This is a genomic window from Pseudomonas sp. B5(2017), assembly GCF_002112825.1.
GTDB classification, from domain to species: domain Bacteria; phylum Pseudomonadota; class Gammaproteobacteria; order Pseudomonadales; family Pseudomonadaceae; genus Aquipseudomonas; species Aquipseudomonas putida_Z.
This window is the reverse complement of sequence record NZ_NEIR01000006.1, coordinates 292498-310179: the sequence shown is the minus strand read 5'-3', so window position 1 is coordinate 310179 and position 17682 is coordinate 292498. Positions and strand designations below refer to the sequence as shown.

At 63.4% G+C, this 17682-nt stretch carries 18 protein-coding genes; 5 read left to right on the top strand and 13 right to left on the bottom strand.

The genetic code is table 11. The features are described 5' to 3' along the window. Positions 1 to 7: 7 nt before the first annotated feature. Both lgt and CAG00_RS11860 read right to left on the bottom strand, forming a co-directional pair. Entirely contained in the window at positions 8 to 814 is an 807-nt protein-coding gene (gene lgt, locus CAG00_RS11865) for a prolipoprotein diacylglyceryl transferase (protein WP_013974665.1), read from the bottom strand. Positions 815 to 830: 16 nt separating this feature from the next. Continuing rightward, complete coding sequence (locus tag CAG00_RS11860; protein ID WP_024087873.1) at positions 831 to 1613, bottom strand: sulfite exporter TauE/SafE family protein; 783 nt, start codon at positions 1611 to 1613, stop codon at positions 831 to 833. Between the two features lie 129 nt (positions 1614 to 1742). Between CAG00_RS11860 and CAG00_RS11855 the strand changes: the two genes are divergently transcribed. Beyond that, positions 1743 to 2489 (top strand): NRDE family protein, encoded by a 747-nt coding sequence (locus CAG00_RS11855; protein WP_085664329.1) that lies wholly within the window; start codon positions 1743 to 1745, stop codon positions 2487 to 2489. A 133-nt stretch (positions 2490 to 2622) separates the two neighbouring features. On the opposite strand, the gene ptsP is transcribed toward CAG00_RS11855, so the two are convergent. Together ptsP and CAG00_RS11845 are read right to left on the bottom strand one after the other, a co-directional pair. After that, positions 2623 to 4902 carry a phosphoenolpyruvate--protein phosphotransferase gene (gene ptsP / locus CAG00_RS11850; RefSeq protein WP_013974668.1) on the bottom strand — a complete coding sequence of 760 codons (2280 nt, stop codon included), beginning with the start codon at positions 4900 to 4902 and terminating at the stop codon, positions 2623 to 2625. Positions 4903 to 4924: 22 nt separating this feature from the next. Beyond that, complete coding sequence (locus CAG00_RS11845) at positions 4925 to 5404, bottom strand: RNA pyrophosphohydrolase (RefSeq protein WP_003249017.1); 480 nt, start codon at positions 5402 to 5404, stop codon at positions 4925 to 4927. Between the two features lie 141 nt (positions 5405 to 5545). Here CAG00_RS11845 and CAG00_RS11840 point away from each other — a divergent pair, with 141 nt between their 5' ends. Then, positions 5546 to 6202, top strand: coding sequence for an HAD family phosphatase (locus CAG00_RS11840; protein WP_054573403.1), 657 nt, complete (start codon positions 5546 to 5548; stop codon positions 6200 to 6202). 129 nt (positions 6203 to 6331) lie between these two features. Here CAG00_RS11840 and CAG00_RS11835 read toward each other — a convergent pair whose 3' ends face one another. Together CAG00_RS11835 and ilvA are read right to left on the bottom strand one after the other, a co-directional pair. After that, entirely contained in the window at positions 6332 to 6757 is a 426-nt protein-coding gene (locus CAG00_RS11835) for a DUF2269 domain-containing protein (protein WP_085592449.1), read from the bottom strand. A 194-nt stretch (positions 6758 to 6951) separates the two neighbouring features. Further along, positions 6952 to 8466 (bottom strand): threonine ammonia-lyase, biosynthetic, encoded by a 1515-nt coding sequence (gene ilvA, locus CAG00_RS11830; RefSeq protein WP_085664328.1) that lies wholly within the window; start codon positions 8464 to 8466, stop codon positions 6952 to 6954. Positions 8467 to 8600: 134 nt separating this feature from the next. Between ilvA and rpiA the strand changes: the two genes are divergently transcribed. Then, positions 8601 to 9275, top strand: a complete 675-nt coding sequence (gene rpiA, locus CAG00_RS11825) for a ribose-5-phosphate isomerase RpiA (protein ID WP_013974672.1) — start codon at positions 8601 to 8603, stop codon at positions 9273 to 9275. A 115-nt stretch (positions 9276 to 9390) separates the two neighbouring features. Here rpiA and CAG00_RS11820 read toward each other — a convergent pair whose 3' ends face one another. The 4 genes from CAG00_RS11820 to CAG00_RS11805 form a co-directional block, all read right to left on the bottom strand. Next, on the bottom strand, positions 9391 to 10293 hold the full coding sequence (locus CAG00_RS11820; RefSeq protein ID WP_085664327.1) for an SdiA-regulated domain-containing protein: 903 nt from the start codon (positions 10291 to 10293) through the stop codon (positions 9391 to 9393). A 90-nt stretch (positions 10294 to 10383) separates the two neighbouring features. Further along, entirely contained in the window at positions 10384 to 11304 is a 921-nt protein-coding gene (locus CAG00_RS11815) for an SdiA-regulated domain-containing protein (protein WP_085614576.1), read from the bottom strand. A gap of 182 nt (positions 11305 to 11486) precedes the next feature. Continuing rightward, a complete protein-coding gene (locus tag CAG00_RS11810) occupies positions 11487 to 12152 on the bottom strand; it encodes a fumarylacetoacetate hydrolase family protein (RefSeq protein ID WP_019472496.1) in 666 nt (221 codons plus the stop codon). Positions 12153 to 12177: 25 nt separating this feature from the next. Further along, on the bottom strand, positions 12178 to 13575 hold the full coding sequence (locus tag CAG00_RS11805; protein WP_085664326.1) for an FAD-binding oxidoreductase: 1398 nt from the start codon (positions 13573 to 13575) through the stop codon (positions 12178 to 12180). A gap of 170 nt (positions 13576 to 13745) precedes the next feature. Here CAG00_RS11805 and serA point away from each other — a divergent pair, with 170 nt between their 5' ends. Beyond that, positions 13746 to 14975 (top strand): phosphoglycerate dehydrogenase, encoded by a 1230-nt coding sequence (gene serA, locus CAG00_RS11800; protein WP_085664325.1) that lies wholly within the window; start codon positions 13746 to 13748, stop codon positions 14973 to 14975. A gap of 166 nt (positions 14976 to 15141) precedes the next feature. On the opposite strand, the gene CAG00_RS11795 is transcribed toward serA, so the two are convergent. After that, on the bottom strand, positions 15142 to 15618 hold the full coding sequence (locus CAG00_RS11795) for a DUF4399 domain-containing protein (protein ID WP_025341008.1): 477 nt from the start codon (positions 15616 to 15618) through the stop codon (positions 15142 to 15144). Positions 15619 to 15841: 223 nt separating this feature from the next. Between CAG00_RS11795 and CAG00_RS11790 the strand changes: the two genes are divergently transcribed. Continuing rightward, positions 15842 to 16330 (top strand): ABC transporter substrate-binding protein, encoded by a 489-nt coding sequence (locus CAG00_RS11790; protein ID WP_085664324.1) that lies wholly within the window; start codon positions 15842 to 15844, stop codon positions 16328 to 16330. A gap of 122 nt (positions 16331 to 16452) precedes the next feature. On the opposite strand, the gene CAG00_RS11785 is transcribed toward CAG00_RS11790, so the two are convergent. Together CAG00_RS11785 and CAG00_RS11780 are read right to left on the bottom strand one after the other, a co-directional pair. Continuing rightward, complete coding sequence (locus tag CAG00_RS11785) at positions 16453 to 16956, bottom strand: DUF523 domain-containing protein (RefSeq protein WP_085664323.1); 504 nt, start codon at positions 16954 to 16956, stop codon at positions 16453 to 16455. Next, a complete protein-coding gene (locus CAG00_RS11780) occupies positions 16943 to 17575 on the bottom strand; it encodes a 2OG-Fe(II) oxygenase (protein WP_084785356.1) in 633 nt (210 codons plus the stop codon). The genes CAG00_RS11785 and CAG00_RS11780 overlap by 14 nt, the downstream gene beginning before the upstream one ends. Positions 17576 to 17682 lie beyond the last annotated feature (107 nt).

Genomic DNA, 17682 nt, shown 5'->3' with positions numbered 1-17682 from the left:
GGATTAATCAGGCGGGTTTCGCCGTAGGCTTGCGATTATAAGCCCACCAGATCAGGCCAAGGCCAGCCAGGATCATCGGCACGCACAGAATCTGACCCATGGTCAGCCAGCCCCAGGCCAGGTAGCCAAGCTGGGCATCCGGTACGCGGACGAATTCGACGATGAAGCGGAAGATGCCGTAGAACAGCGCGAACATGCCGGATACCGCCATGGTCGGCCGCGGCTTGCGCGAAAACGCCCAGAGGATCAGGAACAGCGCCACACCTTCGAGTGCGAACTGGTACAGCTGCGATGGGTGACGCGGCAGCTGCGCCGGGTCGCTGAACGGTGGGAAGACCATCGCCCATGGCACGTCGGTGGCCTTGCCCCACAGCTCGGCGTTGATGAAGTTGCCGATGCGCCCGGCCCCCAGGCCGATCGGCACCAGCGGCGCGACGAAGTCCATCAGCTCGAAGAACGACTTGTTGTTGCGCTTGCCGAACCACAAGGCCGCCAGCATCACGCCGATGAAACCGCCGTGGAACGACATGCCACCCTTCCACACCTCGAAGATCAGCGTCGGATTGGCCAGGTAGGCGTGCAGGTCGTAGAACAGCACGTAGCCCAGGCGACCACCGACGATCACACCCATCGACAGCCAGAACACCAGGTCGGAGAGCTTTTCGCGCGTCCAGGTGGGGTCGAAGCGGTTCAGCCGGCGCGAGGCGAGCAGCCAGGCACCGCCGATGCCGACCAGGTACATCAGGCCGTACCAATGGATTTTCAGCGGCCCGATGGCCACGGCCACGGGGTCTATCTGCGGGTAAGGCAGCATGGAACTTCCTCTCGATTCAAATCAAAAAGCTGAGGCCGACACAGAACAGCAGGGCTGCGAACAGGCGTTTCAACAAACGTGGCGACAGCTTGTGCGCCAGGCGCGCGCCGAAGCGGGCGAAAAACATGCTTGTCACGGCAATGCCGAGCAGCGCCGGCAGGTACACGTAACCCAGGCTGTGGGCCGGCAGGTGCTCCTCGTGCCAACCCAGCAGCATGAAACTCAGGGCACTGGCCAAGGCAATCGGCAGGCCACAGGCCGAAGACGTGGCCACTGCCTGCTGCATGGGCAGGCTGCGCCAGGTCAGGAACGGCACGGTCAGCGAACCGCCGCCGATGCCGAAAATGGCCGAAGCCCAGCCGATCACCCCACCTGCACCGATCAGCGCGGGCTTGCCGGGGATGCCGCGACTGGCCTTGGGCTTGAGGTCCAGGGCCATCTGCGCGGCGATGACCAGGGCGAACACACCGATGATCTTTTGCAGCAGTGGCCCCTGGATCAGCGAGGCGGTCTTGGCGCCGACACCGGCCCCGAGGAGGATGCCGAGGGTCATCCAGGCGAAGATCGGCCATTGCACCGCGCCCTTGCGATGGTGCTCGAGCACGGCGTTGATCGAGGTGAAGACGATGGTTGCCAGCGACGTACCGACAGCCAGGTGGGTCAGCACCGAGGCATCGAAACCCTGCAAGGTGAAGCTGAACACCAGCACCGGCACGATGATGATACCGCCGCCCACGCCGAACAGCCCGGCCAGCACACCGGCGCAGGCGCCCAACAGCAGATAGAGCACGAATTCCATTCGTCTTCCCCGAAAAAACAATGCGGCATGGTAACGGAAGCCGGGCTCGGGGCTCTAGTGAACAGTGTGTCAGGATGGATCCTTCCCGCCGCTGTGGGTACAGTGGCAAAAAACCCAGAGGCCCGACCGATGTGCCTGATCGTATTCGCCTGGCGGCCGGGGCATGCCCTGCCGCTGATCGTGGCGGCCAACCGCGATGAGTTCTATGCCCGCCCCACCCAGGCCCTGGCGGCCTGGGAGGATGCACCCGGGGTATATGCCGGGCGCGACCTGGAGGCCGGCGGCACCTGGCTGGGCGTCGGCCCGCAGGGGCGGTTCGCGGCGCTGACCAATATTCGCGACCCGGCGCAGGCTTTGGGGCCGCGCTCGCGGGGCGAGCTGGTGGCGGCGTATCTGCAAGGGGAGTTGGGGGTCGAGGCCTATCTGGACCAGGTGGCCAGCCGCAGCAGGCAGTATTCAGGGTTCAACCTGCTGGCGGGCGATGGGCAGCAGCTGGGCTATCTGCATGCCCGGGACGCAGCGCCGCGCTTGCTGGAGGCCGGGGTTTACGGGCTTTCCAATGCCGGGCTGGATACGCCTTGGCCGAAGCTGGTGAAGGCGCGCAGTGGGCTGGAAGGGTTACTGGAAACGCCAGAGCCACAGCGCTTGCTGGCGTTGCTGGCCGATGCCGAACCGGCGCCGGAGGGCGAGTTGCCGGAGACGGGCGTGGGGTTGGCGACCGAGAAGCTGCTGTCGAGTGTGTTCATTGCCAGCCAGAACTACGGGACGCGGGCGAGCACGGCACTGATTGTGGATGATCAGGGCAAAAGGCGACTGGTTGAACGCAGTTTCGGGCCCTTTGGTGGGCACTTGGGGGAAGTTGAGTTGCTGGTCTGATAATTTGATGTTGCTTGCTCCGGCCTCTTCGCGGGTAAACCCGCTCCCACAGGTACTGCGCCGCATCTGAAGGCTGCGCTGTACCTGTGGGAGCGGGTTTACCCGCGAAAAGGCCGGAACAGTCACCCCACATTCAGAGGGTTTTATTGGCCCCAGGCCCGATCATCCGCGCCAACCCAAGGTTTTTCAGGGCCAGTTGCAGCGAGCTGTGGATAACCTGCGGGTTGTCATGACTCAAGGCCTCCACCAGCAGCTCCTTGGCCTTGCTCATATTCACCTGACGCAGCATCCACTTCACCTTCGGCAGGTTGGTGGCGTTCATCGACAGGCTGTCGAAGCCCATGGCCATCAACAGGATCGCCGCTGCCGGGTCACCGGCCATCTCACCGCAGATACTCACCGGCTTGCCTTCGCCATGGGCGTCGCGCACCACCGTGTTCAGCGCCTGCAACACCGCCGGGTGCAGGTAGTCGTACAGGTCGGCGACCCGCGGGTTGTTGCGGTCCACCGCCAGCAGGTACTGGGTCAGGTCGTTGGAACCGACCGACAGGAAGTCCACCTGCCGCGCCAGCTCCTTGGTCTGGTACACCGCCGCAGGAATTTCCACCATCACGCCAACCGGTGGCATCGGCACATCGGTGCCTTCGTCACGCACCTCGCCCCAGGCGCGGTGGATCAGGTGCAGCGCCTCTTCCAGCTCATGGATGCCGGAAATCATCGGCAGCAGGATACGCAGGTTGTTCAGCCCCTCGCTGGCCTTGAGCATGGCGCGGGTCTGTACCAGGAAGATTTCCGGGTGGTCGAGGGTGACGCGAATGCCGCGCCAGCCGAGGAACGGGTTTTCTTCCTTGATCGGGAAGTACGACAGCGACTTGTCGCCACCGATGTCGAGGGTACGCATGGTCACCGGCAGCGGGTGGAAGGCCGCCAGCTGCTCGCGGTAGATGGCCAGCTGCTCTTTCTCACTGGGGAAGCGCTGGTTGATCATGAACGGCACTTCGGTGCGGTACAGCCCCACCCCTTCGGCGCCACGCTGCTGGGCACGGGCCACGTCGGCGAGCAGGCCGGTGTTGACCCACAGCGGCATGCGGTGGCCGTCCGGGGTAACGCACGGCAGTTCGCGCAGGGCATCCAGGCCCTGGGCCAGCTGGCGCTCCTCCTCGACCACGTCGCTGTACTGCTTGCGCAGCACTTCGCTGGGGTTGGTGAACACCTCGCCCTTGTAGCCGTCGACGATCATCTCGATGCCGTCGACCTTGGAATAAGGCAAGTCGACCAGGCCCATCACCGTGGGGATGCCCATGGCGCGAGCCAGGATGGCGACGTGGGAGTTGCCCGACCCCAGTACCGAGACCAGGCCGACCAGCTTGCCTTCCGGCACTTCACCGAGCATCGCCGGGGTCAGCTCTTCACTGACCAGGATGGTGTTGTCGGCATACACCAGCGACTGCGCGCGGGCTTCCTGCAGGTAGGCCAGCAGGCGCCGGCCCAGGTCCTTGACGTCGGAGGCGCGCTCGCGCAGGTAGTCATCGTCCATCAGCTCGAAGCGGTTGACGTGCTCGCCCACCACCTGGCGCAGTGCGCCCTGAGCCCACTGGCCGGTCTTGATGACCTCCGTCACCTCACCGCCCAGGGCCGCGTCTTCGAGCATCATCAGGTACACATCGAACAGTGCACGCTCCTCCGGGCGCAGCTGGGTGGCCAGCTTGGCCGACAGCTTGCGCATATCGTCGCGCACACCTTCGAGGGCGTTCTGGAACAGCTTCAGCTCGGCGTCGATGTCATCGACGGTCTTGTCCGGTACCACTTCCAGATCGGCTGGCGGCAGCATCACCACTGCGCGCCCCACGGCGGCGCCTGGCGAGCCCGGTACACCGACGAAGCGCGCCTCCTGGATACCCTTGCCCTGGCGGCCCAGGCCACGGATCGAGCCGGTGGCCTCGGCGTGGGCGATAACCCCTGCCAGCTGGGCGCTCATGGTGACCAGGAAGGCTTCTTCGCCCTCGTCGAACTGGCGGCGCTCCTTTTGCTGGATGACCAATACCCCGACCACGCGGCGGTGGTGGATGATCGGCGCACCGAGGAAGGAGGCGAATTTTTCCTCGCCGGTTTCGGCAAAGTAGCGGTAACGCGGGTGGTCGGCAGCGTTTTCCAGGTTCAGCGGCTCTTCCCGGGTACCGACCAGGCCGACCAGGCCTTCGTTGGGGGCCATGCTGACCTTGCCGATGGAGCGCTTGTTCAGGCCTTCGGTGGCCATCAGCACGAAGCGGTTGGTTTCCGGGTCGAGCAGGTAGACCGAGCAGACCTGGCTGCCCATGGCCTCCTTGACACGCAAGACAATGATCCCCAACGCCGACTTGAGATCTTTGGCGGAGTTTACTTCCTGGACGATCTTGCGCAGCGTATTGAGCATGGCTCGGGGTCGAACTCCGTCGTCAGTCGCGCGTCAGCAGACGCGGTGCTAGCTCTTTCAGGGCGCGTCGGTAGACCTCGCGCTTGAATGTCACAACCTGGCCCAGCGGGTACCAATAGCTGACCCAGCGCCAGCCGTCGAATTCCGGCTTGCCGGTCAGGTCCATCCGCACCCGTTGTTCGTTGCTGACCAGACGCAGCAGGAACCATTTCTGCTTCTGGCCGATGCACAGCGGCTGGCTATGCGTACGCACCAGTCGCTGGGGTAAACGATAACGCAACCAGCCACGGGTGCAGGCAAGAATTTCCACATCATCGCGTTCAAGGCCAACTTCTTCGTTCAGCTCGCGGTACAGGGCATCTTCCGGCGTCTCGTCAGGGTTGATGCCACCCTGGGGAAACTGCCAGGCATCCTGGTTGATCCGTCGAGCCCATAGCACCTGCCCGGCATCATTCGTGAGAATGATCCCGACATTGGGGCGAAAACCATCCGGGTCGATCACGGCAGCAACCTCGCAAACGCATGTCACCGCATTGTTCCACAAAGCTTGCGAGCGCAGCAACGCGCCCGCCAAGCTTATGTGCAGCAGCGTGAAAACTCCGTATTCTGCGGGCCTACCCTGTGGCTTATGCGAGTGACCGCGATGCGCCTGGCTTTATTCGACCTGGACAATACCCTCCTCGGTGGCGACAGCGACCATGCCTGGGGTGACTACCTTTGCCAGCGCGGCATCCTCGACCCGGTTACCTACAAGCAACGCAACGATGGCTTCTATCAGGAATACCTGAACGGCACCCTGGACCTGCAGGCCTACCTGGCCTTTTCCATGGAAATCCTTGCGGCAACACCGGTAGCCCGGCTCGACGAATGGCACCGCGACTTCATGCGCGACTGCATCGAGCCGATCATCCTGCCCAAGGCGCTGAGCTTGCTGCAGCAGCACCGCGAGGCCGGCGACCAGCTGGTGATCATCACCGCCACCAACCGCTTCGTCACCGCACCGATTGCCCGGCGCCTGGGGGTTCGCGTGTTGCTGGCGACCGAATGCGAGATGCGTGATGGCCGCTATACCGGGCGTAGTACCGATATACCGTGTTTCCGTGAAGGCAAGGTGACGCGGCTGGAACGCTGGATGCTGGAGAACGGCTTCGATCTTGAGGACAGCTATTTCTATAGCGACTCGATGAACGATTTGCCGTTGTTGCAGCGAGTGGCGCATGCGGTGGCGGTGGACCCCGACCCGAAGCTGCGGGCGGAGGCCGAGATGCGCGGGTGGCCTGTGGTTTCGCTGCGGGATTGAGGTTTTACTGTGCCAGCCTCTTCGCGGGTAAACCCGCTCCCACAGGTACTGCACAGCCCTCAAGCCTTGCTCAGACCCTGTAGGAGCGGGTTTACCCGCGAAGAGGCCAGCACATACAGCACAAAGCTGTCAGACCGGCTTGGCCCCCATCAGCCCGGCGATGGACAGGAAGCAAACCCCACTGAACACCGCCAGTGCCAGGGTAAAGCGCAACCCCACCACCTCGGCCTTGCGCAGCCGGTTCAACCGCACCAGCAGCCACCACACGGCAAACGCGCCCAGCGTATAGATGACGCTGGACGCCAGCACCCAAGTCTGCCCCAGCGGCCAGCCCACCAGGTGCACCAGCCACCAGCCGGTGAACGGCATGCTCACCAGGCACAGGCCCATCACCAGCCAGACGAACACCAGGGGCCGACGCAGCAGCTTGGCGTAGGCCTCGGCATCGCCCTGGCGGCGGGCGCGCACGGTCCAGAGCGCCAGGCCCAGAGCACCCAGCAGCAGGAGCGCGGTGGCGAGGATGTGCAGGGTCTTGAGGGTGGTCAGGTGTTCCATGTCCGAATTGTCCTTTGTCAGGCCATTTATGCAGCAGCCCCTAACCCTTGTAGGAGCGGCCTTGTGTCGCGAAAGGGCCGCAAAGCGGCCCCGGGATCTCGGCCATCATCACACATTGCCGGGGCCGCCTTGCGGCCCATCGCGACACAAGGCCGCTCCTACAAAAAGCGAGATTTCTGGCTTAGCTTAGCCGCTCAGCCCAGGAACAGCTTGTAAGCCGGGTTGTCAGTCTCGTCCCAGTACGGGTAGCCGATCTTCGCCAGCGCCGCCGGCACCAGGTGGCGCTCGTCCTCCGGCACCTGCAACCCCGCCACCACGCGCCCGTCAGCGGCACCATGGTTGCGGTAATGGAACATCGAGATGTTCCAGCGCCCGCCCAGCTTGTTGAGGAAGTTGAACAGCGCCCCCGGCCGCTCGGGGAACTCGAAGCGCAGCACCATCTCGTCACTGGCACCGGCCGAATGGCCACCGACCATGTGGCGAATATGCAGCTTGGCCAGCTCGTTGTCGGTCAGGTCGGTAACCGGGAAGCCCTGCTCGGTCAGTTGCTGTACCAGTGCCGCACGCGGGTCGTTTTCCGGGTGGGTCTGCACGCCGACGAATATATGCGCCTCGTCGGAGGTGTGCTTGCGGTAGTTGAATTCGGTGATCTGGCGCTTGCCGATAGCCTCGCAGAAGGCCTTGAAGCTGCCCGGGCGCTCAGGGATGGTCACGGCGATGATCGCTTCGCGCTTTTCGCCCAGCTCGGCACGCTCGGCCACATGGCGCAGGCGGTCGAAGTTGACGTTGGCACCGGAGTCGATGGCCACCAGGGTCTGCCCGGCCACACCGTACAACTCGACGTACTTCTTGATGCCCGCCACGCCAAGGGCACCGGCAGGTTCGGTGATCGAGCGGGTATCATCGTAGATATCCTTGATAGCCGCGCAGATCTCGTCGGTACTGACGGTGACCACTTCATCCACATGATGGCGGCAGATATCGAAGGTGTGCTGACCGATCTGCGCCACCGCCACGCCGTCGGCGAACAGCCCGACCTGCGGCAGCACCACGCGCTCGCCGGCCGCCATGGCCGCCTGCAGGCAGTTGGAGTCGTCCGGCTCGACGCCAATCACCTTGATTTCCGGGCGCAGGTACTTCACGTAGGCAGCAATGCCGGCGATCAGGCCGCCGCCACCCACCGGCACGAAGATCGCGTCCAGCTGGCCTGGGTGCTGGCGCAGGATCTCCATGGCCACGGTGCCCTGCCCGGCGATGGTGTGCGGGTCGTCGTAGGGGTGCACGTAGACGAAGCCCTTTTCATCGACCAGTTTCAGCGAATAGGCCAGCGCCTCGGGGAACGAGTCGCCATGCAGCACCACCTTGCCGCCCCGCGAACGCACGCCTTCGACCTTGATTTCCGGGGTGGTCTTGGGCATCACGATAGTGGCCTTGATGCCCATCTCGCGCGCAGCCAGGGCCAGGCCCTGGGCGTGGTTGCCGGCCGAGGCGGTGACCACGCCACGGGCCAGTTCTTCCGGGGTCAGTTGGGCCAGCTTGTTGTAGGCCCCGCGGATCTTGAACGAGAACACCGGCTGCAGGTCTTCGCGCTTGAGCAGAATCTGGTTGCCCAGGCGCTTGCTCAGCTGCCCGGCGCTCTGCAGCGGGGTTTCGACCGCAACGTCGTAGACGCGCGAGGTGAGGATCTTCTTGACGTACTGTTCGAGCATCGGGAATGCATCACTGGGCCGCGGGACAAGGGCTGGGAGTCTACCCCAGCGCTACGTCGGGCGACCACAGCAAAGCCGCCCGAGCCGTTATACTAGGCTCCTTTCAAAACCGCCCTGCCCCTCTCGGAGCCCGCATGACCCAGGACCAACTCAAACAGGCCGTCGCCCAGGCCGCTGTCGACTTCATTCTGCCCAAGCTGGATGAAAAGAGCGTCGTCGGCGTCGGCACCGGTTCGACCGCCAACTTCTTCATCGACGCCCTGGCTCAGCACAAGACCGCCTTCGACGGCGCGGTCGCCAGCTCCGAAGCCACTGCCCAGCGTCTGAAGGGCCATGGCATCCCGGTCTACGAGCTGAACAGCGTCAGCGAACTGGAGTTCTACGTGGACGGCGCCGACGAGAGCGACGCGCACCTGAACCTGATCAAGGGCGGCGGCGCAGCCCTGACCCGCGAAAAGATCGTCGCCGCCGTGGCCAAGACCTTCATCTGCATCGCCGACGCCAGCAAGCTGGTACCGGTGCTGGGCGCCTTCCCGCTGCCGGTCGAAGTGATCCCGATGGCCCGCAGCCACGTGGCGCGCCAACTGGTCAAGCTGGGTGGTGACCCGGTGTACCGTGAGGGCGTGGTTACCGACAACGGCAACGTGATCCTCGATGTGCACAACCTGCAAATCACCAACCCGGTGGAGCTGGAAGCGCAGATCAACGCCATCGTTGGCGTGGTGACCAACGGCCTGTTCGCGGCGCGTCCGGCAGATTTGCTGCTGCTGGGTACCTCTGAGGGCGTGAAGAGCCTCAAGGCCGAGTAACCTTCTGCGAGGGCTTCGCCCTCGTTTCGCGACACAAGGCCGCTCCTACAGGGGTACGCGATTTCCTGTAGGAGCGGCCTTGTGTCGCGATGGGCTGCAAAGCAGCCCCACCTGCTCACTCCGCTGGCTGTTTGAACACATAGAACAGGTTCGGCTCACTGACCAGATAGATGGTCCCTGCCTCATCCATCGCAATCCCCTCCGCCTGCGGCACCGTCGCCTGCAACCCCTGGAACCCCTTGCGCAACGACAAGGTACTCAGCGGCCGGCCCTCCACATCCAGCTCCAGCACCAGCCGCGACTCGTCCGACAGCGCCAGCAGGTGCCCGCTGCGCTCATCGAACTGCAAGCTCGACAGGTCCCGCACGAACAGCCGCGAATCGCGCTTGCGGTCCTGCACCACATGCACCGCATAGGGTTGTTCAGGATTGTCGTGCGGGAAGCCATGCACCTCGTAGATCAGCATTGGGTCACGCTCCTTGGCCACGAACAGGCGCTTGCCCGCCGAATCGTAAGCCAGCCCCTCGAAGCCCTTGTTGCCGTTCAGGCCAATGCCCAGGGTCAGCTGCTCGGCATCGCCGGCATCGAGGAACATCGTGTCGTCCTCCAGGCGCACGCGAATCAGCCGCTGCTGACGCTCGTCGGTGATCACATAGCTGTTGGGCCCGACGTACTCCACGGCTTCCGGGTCGCCGAAGCCGGTCAGCGGCACCCGGCGCAGGATGCGGCCGTCCAGCGACAGCTCGATCAGCTCCGAGCGGGCATTGGTGACGGTAAACAGGGTCTTGCGGTCGGGGTCGTAGGTCAGCGCCGATATGTCGTCATCCAGCCCTTCGACCGGCTGCGCCTCCACCACCACCCGGTAGCGGTCCAGGCCGATGCTCTGCTCGGCGGGCTGCCACCAGGCCTTGAGGTTGAACCAGCCACGCTCGAACAGGCGGAACTCCTGCCCGGCCAGGCCGAGCAGGAGCAGGCCGATGGCGGCCAGGACAAGGAACAGGCGAACGAAACGGCGCATGAGGGCAGACTCGACATAGGGGTGGCGAATCTAACCATGAACAACTGAAGTAAAGCTTAATGCCAGCATCCGAAAAGTCGGATGTTGGGCTCAGTTCTTTCTGAAGCGATAGAACAGGGCCGGCTCGCTGACCATGTACAGGTTGCCCTTGTCGTCCATGGCCACCCCTTCGGCACGCGGAATGGTGTCCTGCAGGCCGTTGAAACCGCCGAGCAAGGTCATGAAGCTGACCTGCTGACCCTGCTCGTCCAGCTCCAGCAGCATGTTGGAATCGGCCGACAACGCCAGCAGGTGGCCGGTACGCGGGTCGACGCCCAGCGCCGAGAGGTTGCGCAGGTCCAGTTCATCGTTGGGCAACGGCTGCTTTTCGCCCGTGAGCGGGCTGCGGCCATCGGTGTTCCAGGTGTACAGCCTTGGCGGGCGCTCCTCGCCGATGACCAGGCGCTGGCGCAGCGGGTCCCAGGCCACCGCCTCGAAGCCCTTGTTGCTCTTCACCGACTGGCCCAGGTCGTGGCTCTGGAAATCATCATGGTTCAACGAGGTGGTCTGCGCATCCACCTTGACCACGGTCAGGTCGTGCAGGCGCTCATCGGTGATTGCCAGGAAGCCGTCTTCCAACACGGCGACGCCTTCCGGATTGTTCCAGCCGTTGAGGGGGATCTTGCGCAGTACATCGCCATCCAGGCTCAGTTCGACCAGGATCGGGTTCTTGCCCATGACTGCGAACAGGGTGCGGGTACGCGGGTTGAAGGCCACATCCGAAGCTTCATCGTCGTCCATGCCCGGCAGCGGCTTGGCATCGATGTCGACCTGGTAGTCCGGCAGCCACACGCTTTCGCTGCGCTCGGCGGTGCTTTCGAAGCTTTCCTTGACCCACAACGCGCCGCGGTCATCCCAGTGCATGGCCACGGCCACGCCATAGCCAATTACCGCCGCCGCGGCCAGGCCGAAGGGCCAGCGCAGGAAGAAACGACGCTTGGGGGTTGCCGGGGCGCTGGAGGGAGATGGCATGCAGGGGTCCTGGGGAAATGGGCGTAGGTTCGCGCATTATCCGGATCAGGTGTGAAAAATCGGTAAACAGGACCGGCCTCTTCGCGGGTGAACCCGCTCCCACAGGGTTCTCCACAGGTTTGAAGCTTGTGATATTCCTGTGGGAGCGGGTTTACCCGCGAAGAAGGCGACGCGGTTTCGAGTCAGAGCACCCGGCTTTCGAAGCGGCTCACACCCGGCAGCTCCAGCACCAGTTCGTCACCGACATTGAACGGCCCCACGCCCGCCGGGGTGCCGGTAAGGATCACATCCCCCGCCTGCAGCGAGAAATGCGCGGCCATGTACTGAATCATCGGCACGATCGGGTTCAGCATCATCGCGCTGTTACCGTCCTGGCGAACTTCGCCGTTGACGGTCAGGCGCACCGGGATGTCGGTCACGTCCTCGAAGCTGGCGGCTGACACGAACGGCGGCAGTACGCAGGCGCCGTCGAAGCACTTGGCCAACTCCCATGGCAGGCCTTTTTCCTTCAGCTTGGCCTGCACATCGCGCAGGGTCAGGTCCAGCGCCGGGGCGTAACCGGAAATGGCGTCCAGCACCTCTTCCTCGCTCGGATGAGTCGACAGCGGCTTGCCCAGCAGCACGGCAATTTCCGCCTCATAGTGCACCGAGCCACGCTCGACCGGAATCTTGAAGCCGCCCTCGGCCGGCACCACGCAGCTGCCCGGCTTGATGAACAGCAGCGGTTCGGTGGGGATCGGGTTGTCCAGCTCCTTGGCATGCTCGGCATAGTTACGGCCGATGCACACCACCTTGCCCAGCGGGAAGTGAATGCGTGTGCCGTCTACGTACTGGTGCTGGTAACTCATGGCCGACTCCTCTGGATACTGCTTTCTATTCAGGTGCGAAGATCTTACCCGGATTCATGATGCCGTTAGGGTCGAACACGGCCTTTATTGCCTTCATGCAGGCGATTTCTTCGGGCGAGCGGCTGTAGCCCAGGTAGTCTCGCTTGGTCATGCCCACGCCGTGCTCGGCCGAGATCGAGCCGTTGTAGCGCTTGACGATATCGAACACCCACTTGTTGACCTTGGTGCACGAAGCGAAGAAGTCATCCTTGCTCATGTGCTCGGGCTTGAGGATGTTCAGGTGCAGGTTGCCGTCGCCGATGTGGCCGTACCACACCACTTCGTAATCCGGGTAATGTTCGGCGACGATGGCATCTATATCGCGCAGGAACGATGGCACTTTCGATACCGTGACAGAAATGTCGTTCTTGTACGGGGTCCAGTGCGAGATTGTTTCCGACAGGTACTCGCGCAGTTTCCACAGGTTTTTCAGCTGGGTCTCGCTCTGGCTCATCACCCCGTCCAGCACCCAGCCTTGCTCGACGCAGTGCTCGAAGGTGGCCAGGGCTTCGTTGGCCACCTCCTCGGTGCTGGCCTCGAATTCCAGCAGCGCATAGAACGGGCAGTCGGTCTCGAACGGCGCCGGCACATCGCCACGCGCCAGGATCTTGGCCAGGCCCTTGTCGGAAAAGAACTCGAAGGCGGTCAGGTCCAGCTTGCCCTGGAAGGCATGCAGCACCGGCATGATCGAGTCGAAATCCGGGGTCCCCAGCACCATCGCGGTGAGGTTGCGCGGCGCACGGTCCAGACGCATGGTGGCCTCGACCACAAAGCCCAGGGTACCTTCGGCACCGATGAACAGCTGGCGCAGGTCGTAGCCGGTGGCGTTCTTGATCAGGTCCTTGTTCAGCTCCAGCAGCTCACCCTTGCCGGTGACCACTTTCAGCCCGGCCACCCAGTTGCGGGTCATGCCGTAGCGAATCACCTTGATTCCGCCGGCATTGGTGCCGATATTGCCGCCAATCTGGCTGGAACCGCTGGAAGCGAAGTCCACCGGGTAATACAGGCCCTGTTCTTCGGCGTAGGCCTGCAACTGGCGGGTAATCACCCCTGGCTGGCAGACCACGGTGCGGTCGAAGGCATTGAAGCCGAGAATCTGGTTCATGTAGTCGAAGGCGACCACCACTTCGCCATTGGCCGCCACGGCGCCTGCGGAAAGCCCGGTACGCCCGCCCGACGGCACCAGCGCCACCTTGTGCGTGTTGGCCCAGCGCACGATCGCCTGCACCTGCTCCACCGTCTTGGGGAAGACGATGGCGCTGGGCGCCGGTGGGTAATGCTTGGTCCAGTCCTTGCCATAGGCTTCCAGGGAAGCTGCGTCGGTCAGGACCTTGCCAGGGTCGACAAGGGTCATCAGTTCATCAATAACAGCGGGGTGAGTCATCGCTGGAACTCTCGACTTATTCATAGTCACCCTGAGCACTCTTCACCTGTCGGGATAAGCTCAGATTGTGTCGCGTATGCTAGCATAGCCCTCCCGCTGTTCATGCTAAGGCTGCCTTTGCGCCTGGCATCACCCTCGCCATTTTTTCTCCGGGATACAGGTTTACGCAGATGAGCAAGACTTCTCTCGACAAGAGCAAGATCCGGTTCCTTCTTCTTGAAGGTGTGCACCAGAACGCGGTCGATACCCTCAAGGCCGCCGGCTACACCAACATCGAATACCTCACTGGTTCGCTGCCGGAAGCCGAGCTGAAGGAAAAGATCGCCGACGCCCACTTCATCGGCATCCGTTCGCGCACCCAGCTGACCGAAGAGATCTTCGACTGCGCCAAGAAACTGGTCGCCGTTGGCTGCTTCTGCATCGGCACCAACCAGGTCGACCTGGAAGCTGCCCGCGAGCGCGGTATCGCCGTGTTCAACGCGCCATACTCCAACACCCGTTCGGTAGCCGAACTGGTACTGGCCGAAGCCATCCTGCTGCTGCGCGGCATCCCCGAGAAGAACGCTTCCTGCCACCGTGGCGGCTGGATCAAGAGCGCGGCCAACTCCTTCGAAATCCGCGGCAAGAAGCTGGGTATCGTCGGTTACGGCTCGATCGGCACCCAGCTGTCGGTCCTGGCCGAGAACATGGGCATGCAGGTGTATTTCTACGACCCGCTGACCAAGCTGCCACTGGGCAACGCCGTGCAGGTCACCAGCCTGAACGAGCTGCTGGGCCTGGCCGACATCGTTTCGCTGCACGTGCCTGAGCTGCCGTCCACCCAGTGGATGATCGGCGAGAAGGAAATCCGCGCGATGAAGAAGGGCGCGATCCTGATCAACGCCGCACGCGGCACCGTGGTCGAGCTCGACCACCTGGCCGCCGCCATCAAGGACCAGCACCTGATCGGCGCCGCCATCGACGTGTTCCCGGTGGAGCCGCGCTCCAACGACGAGCAGTTCGAAAGCCCGCTGCGTGGCCTGGACAACGTGATCCTGACCCCGCACATCGGTGGTTCCACTGCCGAAGCCCAGGCCAACATCGGCCTGGAAGTGGCCGAGAAACTGGTCAAGTACAGCGACAACGGTACCTCGGTATCCTCGGTCAACTTCCCGGAAGTTGCCCTGCCGGCGCACCCAGGCAAGCACCGCCTGCTGCACATCCACGAAAACATCCCTGGCGTGCTCAGCGAGATCAACAAGGTCTTCGCCGAGAACGGCATCAACATCTCCGGTCAGTTCCTGCAGACCAACGAGAAAGTCGGTTACGTGGTGATCGACGTTGACGCCGAGTACTCCGACCTGGCGCAAGAGAAGCTGCAACAGGTCAAGGGCACCATCCGTTCCCGCGTCCTGTTCTAAGTTCGCTGGCGGCATGAAAAAGGGAGGCCCTGGTGGCCTCCCTTTTTTTGCCTGTGACATTGGTGTCGCCTGCTTCACGGGCTTGCCCGCTCCCACAGGGTCCACACCAGCCTTGAAGCCAGTGGTGATCATGTGGGAGCGGGCGAGCCCGCGAAGAACCCGACACCTATTTCACGTCGACAGTAATCTTCTGCGACACGACGCTCGGCTTGAACGGCACGTGATACTGGTCACCCAGCACCAGCTGCAGGGTGTGCTTGCCCGGGGTGAGGGTAATGCTGGTCTCGGTCTGCGCCTTGCCGAAGTGCAGCACTTGCGGGCCATCCGGCAGCGCGGTGCCGGCCTGTGGCATCAGGCTGGATGGCAGCGCCATGTCGGCCACCGGCTCTTTATCCACATCCACCAGCAGGTGGTGGTGCCCGGTGTGCGGGGTGCTGTCGCCCGCAGGCTTGAGCGCCATGCCCTCGATGCCGAACTTGACGGTGAAGGTCTTGTCGACCGTGGCGCCATCGGCGGGGGAAACGATGAAGACCTTGGCATCCTTGGGCGGCTCCTGGCTCTTCAGGGCATCTGCGGCACTGGCGAACATTGACGCTCCCATCAACAGACCAGCAACGGCAGCACGCGAAAATAGGCTGTTCATTCACTTCTCCTGTGATTCACTTATTGACCGCTGCCAGTATTCCAGTGGCGGCGGTGGTTCACCTTAGTTGATATGTTTGCCCAGATGTTCACATCGTCAGGCAGAAATATTTCAATCCGGGTTAAACAATGCCGAGGCTTCAAGGTCATAGGCTGCGCTCGACCACGGCGAGGAAGAAAGCCGTGGCGAAGGTTATTCATCTGCCAAAGAGAAAGGGGCTTTAATGCGTTCGATCATAGGAGTAATGCTGGCGGTACTGATCACGCCATTGGCTCAGGCCGAGCTGATAGACGAAATTGCCGACCGGGGCGAACTGCGCATTGCCGTACAGGCGAATAACTCGCCGTACGCATTCAAGGAAAATGACCACCTGACCGGTTTCGAGATCGAGTTTGGCCAGGACCTGGCCAGGGAACTGGACCTGCGCGCCGAGTTCATCGAAGCCCCTGCGGCAGAGGTACTGCCCGGTGTCGAGAGTGGCAAGTACGACATCGCACTGACCCCGTCGAGCGAATCACCAAAAGGTGACGGCCCGCTCGATGTGAGCCTGCCGTTTGGCGAGAAGCAGCTGGTGATCCCGTTCCAGAAGGACAACCCGGCGTTCGAGAGCGCGGTGAACAATGCACTGCAGCGGCTCAAGGACAGCGGGCGGACTGCCGAGCTTGAGCAGAAGTGGTTCAAGGGTGTGCCTGAGACTGCGTCCGGGCAATAGGATTTTTGCTGCCTGTACCGGCCTCTTCGCGGGTGAACCCGCTCCCACAAGTTCTCCACAGCCCTCAAGGCTTGTGATGTCCCTGTGGGAGCGGGTTCACCCGCGAGAGGGCCGGAACAGGCTTAAGCTGAAAGCCCGGCCAGAGCCTGCTGTGCCTCGTCCAGCTCCAGCTCGCTGAACACCAGCACCCCCGCCCGCCGCAGCAATGCCGTGGTCACCCCTTCCCCGGCCACCTTCACACCACTGAACGTGCCGTCATAGGTCAACCGGTTGCCACACGAAGGGCTTCCAGCCTTCAGCACGGCCACACGAATGCCATGCTGGTGCACCAGCTCCAGCGCCCGCTGCGCCCCGGCCAGGAACTCGGCACTGACATCCTCGCCCGCCACCGTCAGCACCTGCGCGCCACCGTCGAGCACCTCCCCACCCTGCCCGCCCGGTATCTCTGCAGGTGGCCGTGGAGTCGGCAAGCCACCGGCCACTTCCGGGCACAACGGCACCACGCGCCCTTCGGCCTGCCAGCGCTGCAACAGGTCGGGGTGGCCACTGGCGCGGCCGTCATAGCGCACCGGCTGCCCCAGCAGGCAAGCGCTGACCAGCACCTTGGGCAGGTCAGAAGGGGTCATTGCCACGGCGCCGGAACCAGCCGGTCAACGAAAGCCGCTCACGCCCTGCCGGCAGCACCTCATGGGGCACCTCGCCCGACAGGAACACCACCAGGCAGCCCGCCACCGGCTCGACATCATGCTCGACACCGTCCGCCAGGAACATGCGCAACTGGCCACCGTCCTGCGGCTGCCAGCCTTCATTCAGGTACAGGACTGCCGACACCATGCGCCGGTCATCGTCGCGGAAGCGGTCCAGGTGCCGGCGATAGAACGCCCCTGGCGGGTACAAGGCAAAATGGCATTCGAAGTCTTCCAGGCCGAGGAACAGGCCCTGGTTGATGGCCTGGCGCAGCTGGTCCATGGCGCTCAGGTACTGGTCGCAGGCCTCGGCCTGGCCAGGGTCGATCCACTGGATCTGGTCGCCGCGAATGGCCTCGCGCACCTCCTGGGCAGCACCGCGCCCAACCCCTGCGGGGTTGAGTTCGCCTTCGGCATCACGGCGCCGGCACTCGGCCGCGAGCGCGCGCACCAGGTCGGCAGGCAGAAAAAGCGCCTGCTGGGACCAGCCATGGGTGACCAGATCGTCGACGACGGCCGCAAGCATCGGGTGTTCAGGGGAGATGTGCATGGCGCGCATCATATCCATTAGCCATGCCGGCGCACAGCGCCACTTGGCCGAGAAGCACGCGGATATCTCGACAAACCGGCGCCCGGCCACGGACAATAGCCACCTGCCGACAGGAG

What these genes read in the sequence shown, in the direction of transcription:
- ptsP (WP_013974668.1), bottom strand. Translation starts at nt 4,902, where the DNA reads ATGCTCAATACGCTGCGCAAGATCGTCCAGGAAGTAAACTCCGCCAAA.
- CAG00_RS11855 (WP_085664329.1), top strand. Translation starts at nt 1,743, where the DNA reads ATGTGCCTGATCGTATTCGCCTGGCGGCCGGGGCATGCCCTGCCGCTG.
- lgt (WP_013974665.1), bottom strand. Translation starts at nt 814, where the DNA reads ATGCTGCCTTACCCGCAGATAGACCCCGTGGCCGTGGCCATCGGGCCG.
- CAG00_RS11785 (WP_085664323.1), bottom strand. Translation starts at nt 16,956, where the DNA reads ATGACCCCTTCTGACCTGCCCAAGGTGCTGGTCAGCGCTTGCCTGCTG.
- CAG00_RS11810 (WP_019472496.1), bottom strand. Translation starts at nt 12,152, where the DNA reads ATGAGTTACCAGCACCAGTACGTAGACGGCACACGCATTCACTTCCCG.
- ilvA (WP_085664328.1), bottom strand. Translation starts at nt 8,466, where the DNA reads ATGCTCGAACAGTACGTCAAGAAGATCCTCACCTCGCGCGTCTACGAC.
- CAG00_RS11860 (WP_024087873.1), bottom strand. Translation starts at nt 1,613, where the DNA reads ATGGAATTCGTGCTCTATCTGCTGTTGGGCGCCTGCGCCGGTGTGCTG.
- CAG00_RS11795 (WP_025341008.1), bottom strand. Translation starts at nt 15,618, where the DNA reads ATGAACAGCCTATTTTCGCGTGCTGCCGTTGCTGGTCTGTTGATGGGA.
- CAG00_RS11790 (WP_085664324.1), top strand. Translation starts at nt 15,842, where the DNA reads ATGCGTTCGATCATAGGAGTAATGCTGGCGGTACTGATCACGCCATTG.
- CAG00_RS11780 (WP_084785356.1), bottom strand. Translation starts at nt 17,575, where the DNA reads ATGCGCGCCATGCACATCTCCCCTGAACACCCGATGCTTGCGGCCGTC.
- rpiA (WP_013974672.1), top strand. Translation starts at nt 8,601, where the DNA reads ATGACCCAGGACCAACTCAAACAGGCCGTCGCCCAGGCCGCTGTCGAC.
- CAG00_RS11805 (WP_085664326.1), bottom strand. Translation starts at nt 13,575, where the DNA reads ATGACTCACCCCGCTGTTATTGATGAACTGATGACCCTTGTCGACCCT.
- CAG00_RS11820 (WP_085664327.1), bottom strand. Translation starts at nt 10,293, where the DNA reads ATGCGCCGTTTCGTTCGCCTGTTCCTTGTCCTGGCCGCCATCGGCCTG.
- CAG00_RS11815 (WP_085614576.1), bottom strand. Translation starts at nt 11,304, where the DNA reads ATGCCATCTCCCTCCAGCGCCCCGGCAACCCCCAAGCGTCGTTTCTTC.
- CAG00_RS11840 (WP_054573403.1), top strand. Translation starts at nt 5,546, where the DNA reads ATGCGCCTGGCTTTATTCGACCTGGACAATACCCTCCTCGGTGGCGAC.
- CAG00_RS11835 (WP_085592449.1), bottom strand. Translation starts at nt 6,757, where the DNA reads ATGGAACACCTGACCACCCTCAAGACCCTGCACATCCTCGCCACCGCG.
- serA (WP_085664325.1), top strand. Translation starts at nt 13,746, where the DNA reads ATGAGCAAGACTTCTCTCGACAAGAGCAAGATCCGGTTCCTTCTTCTT.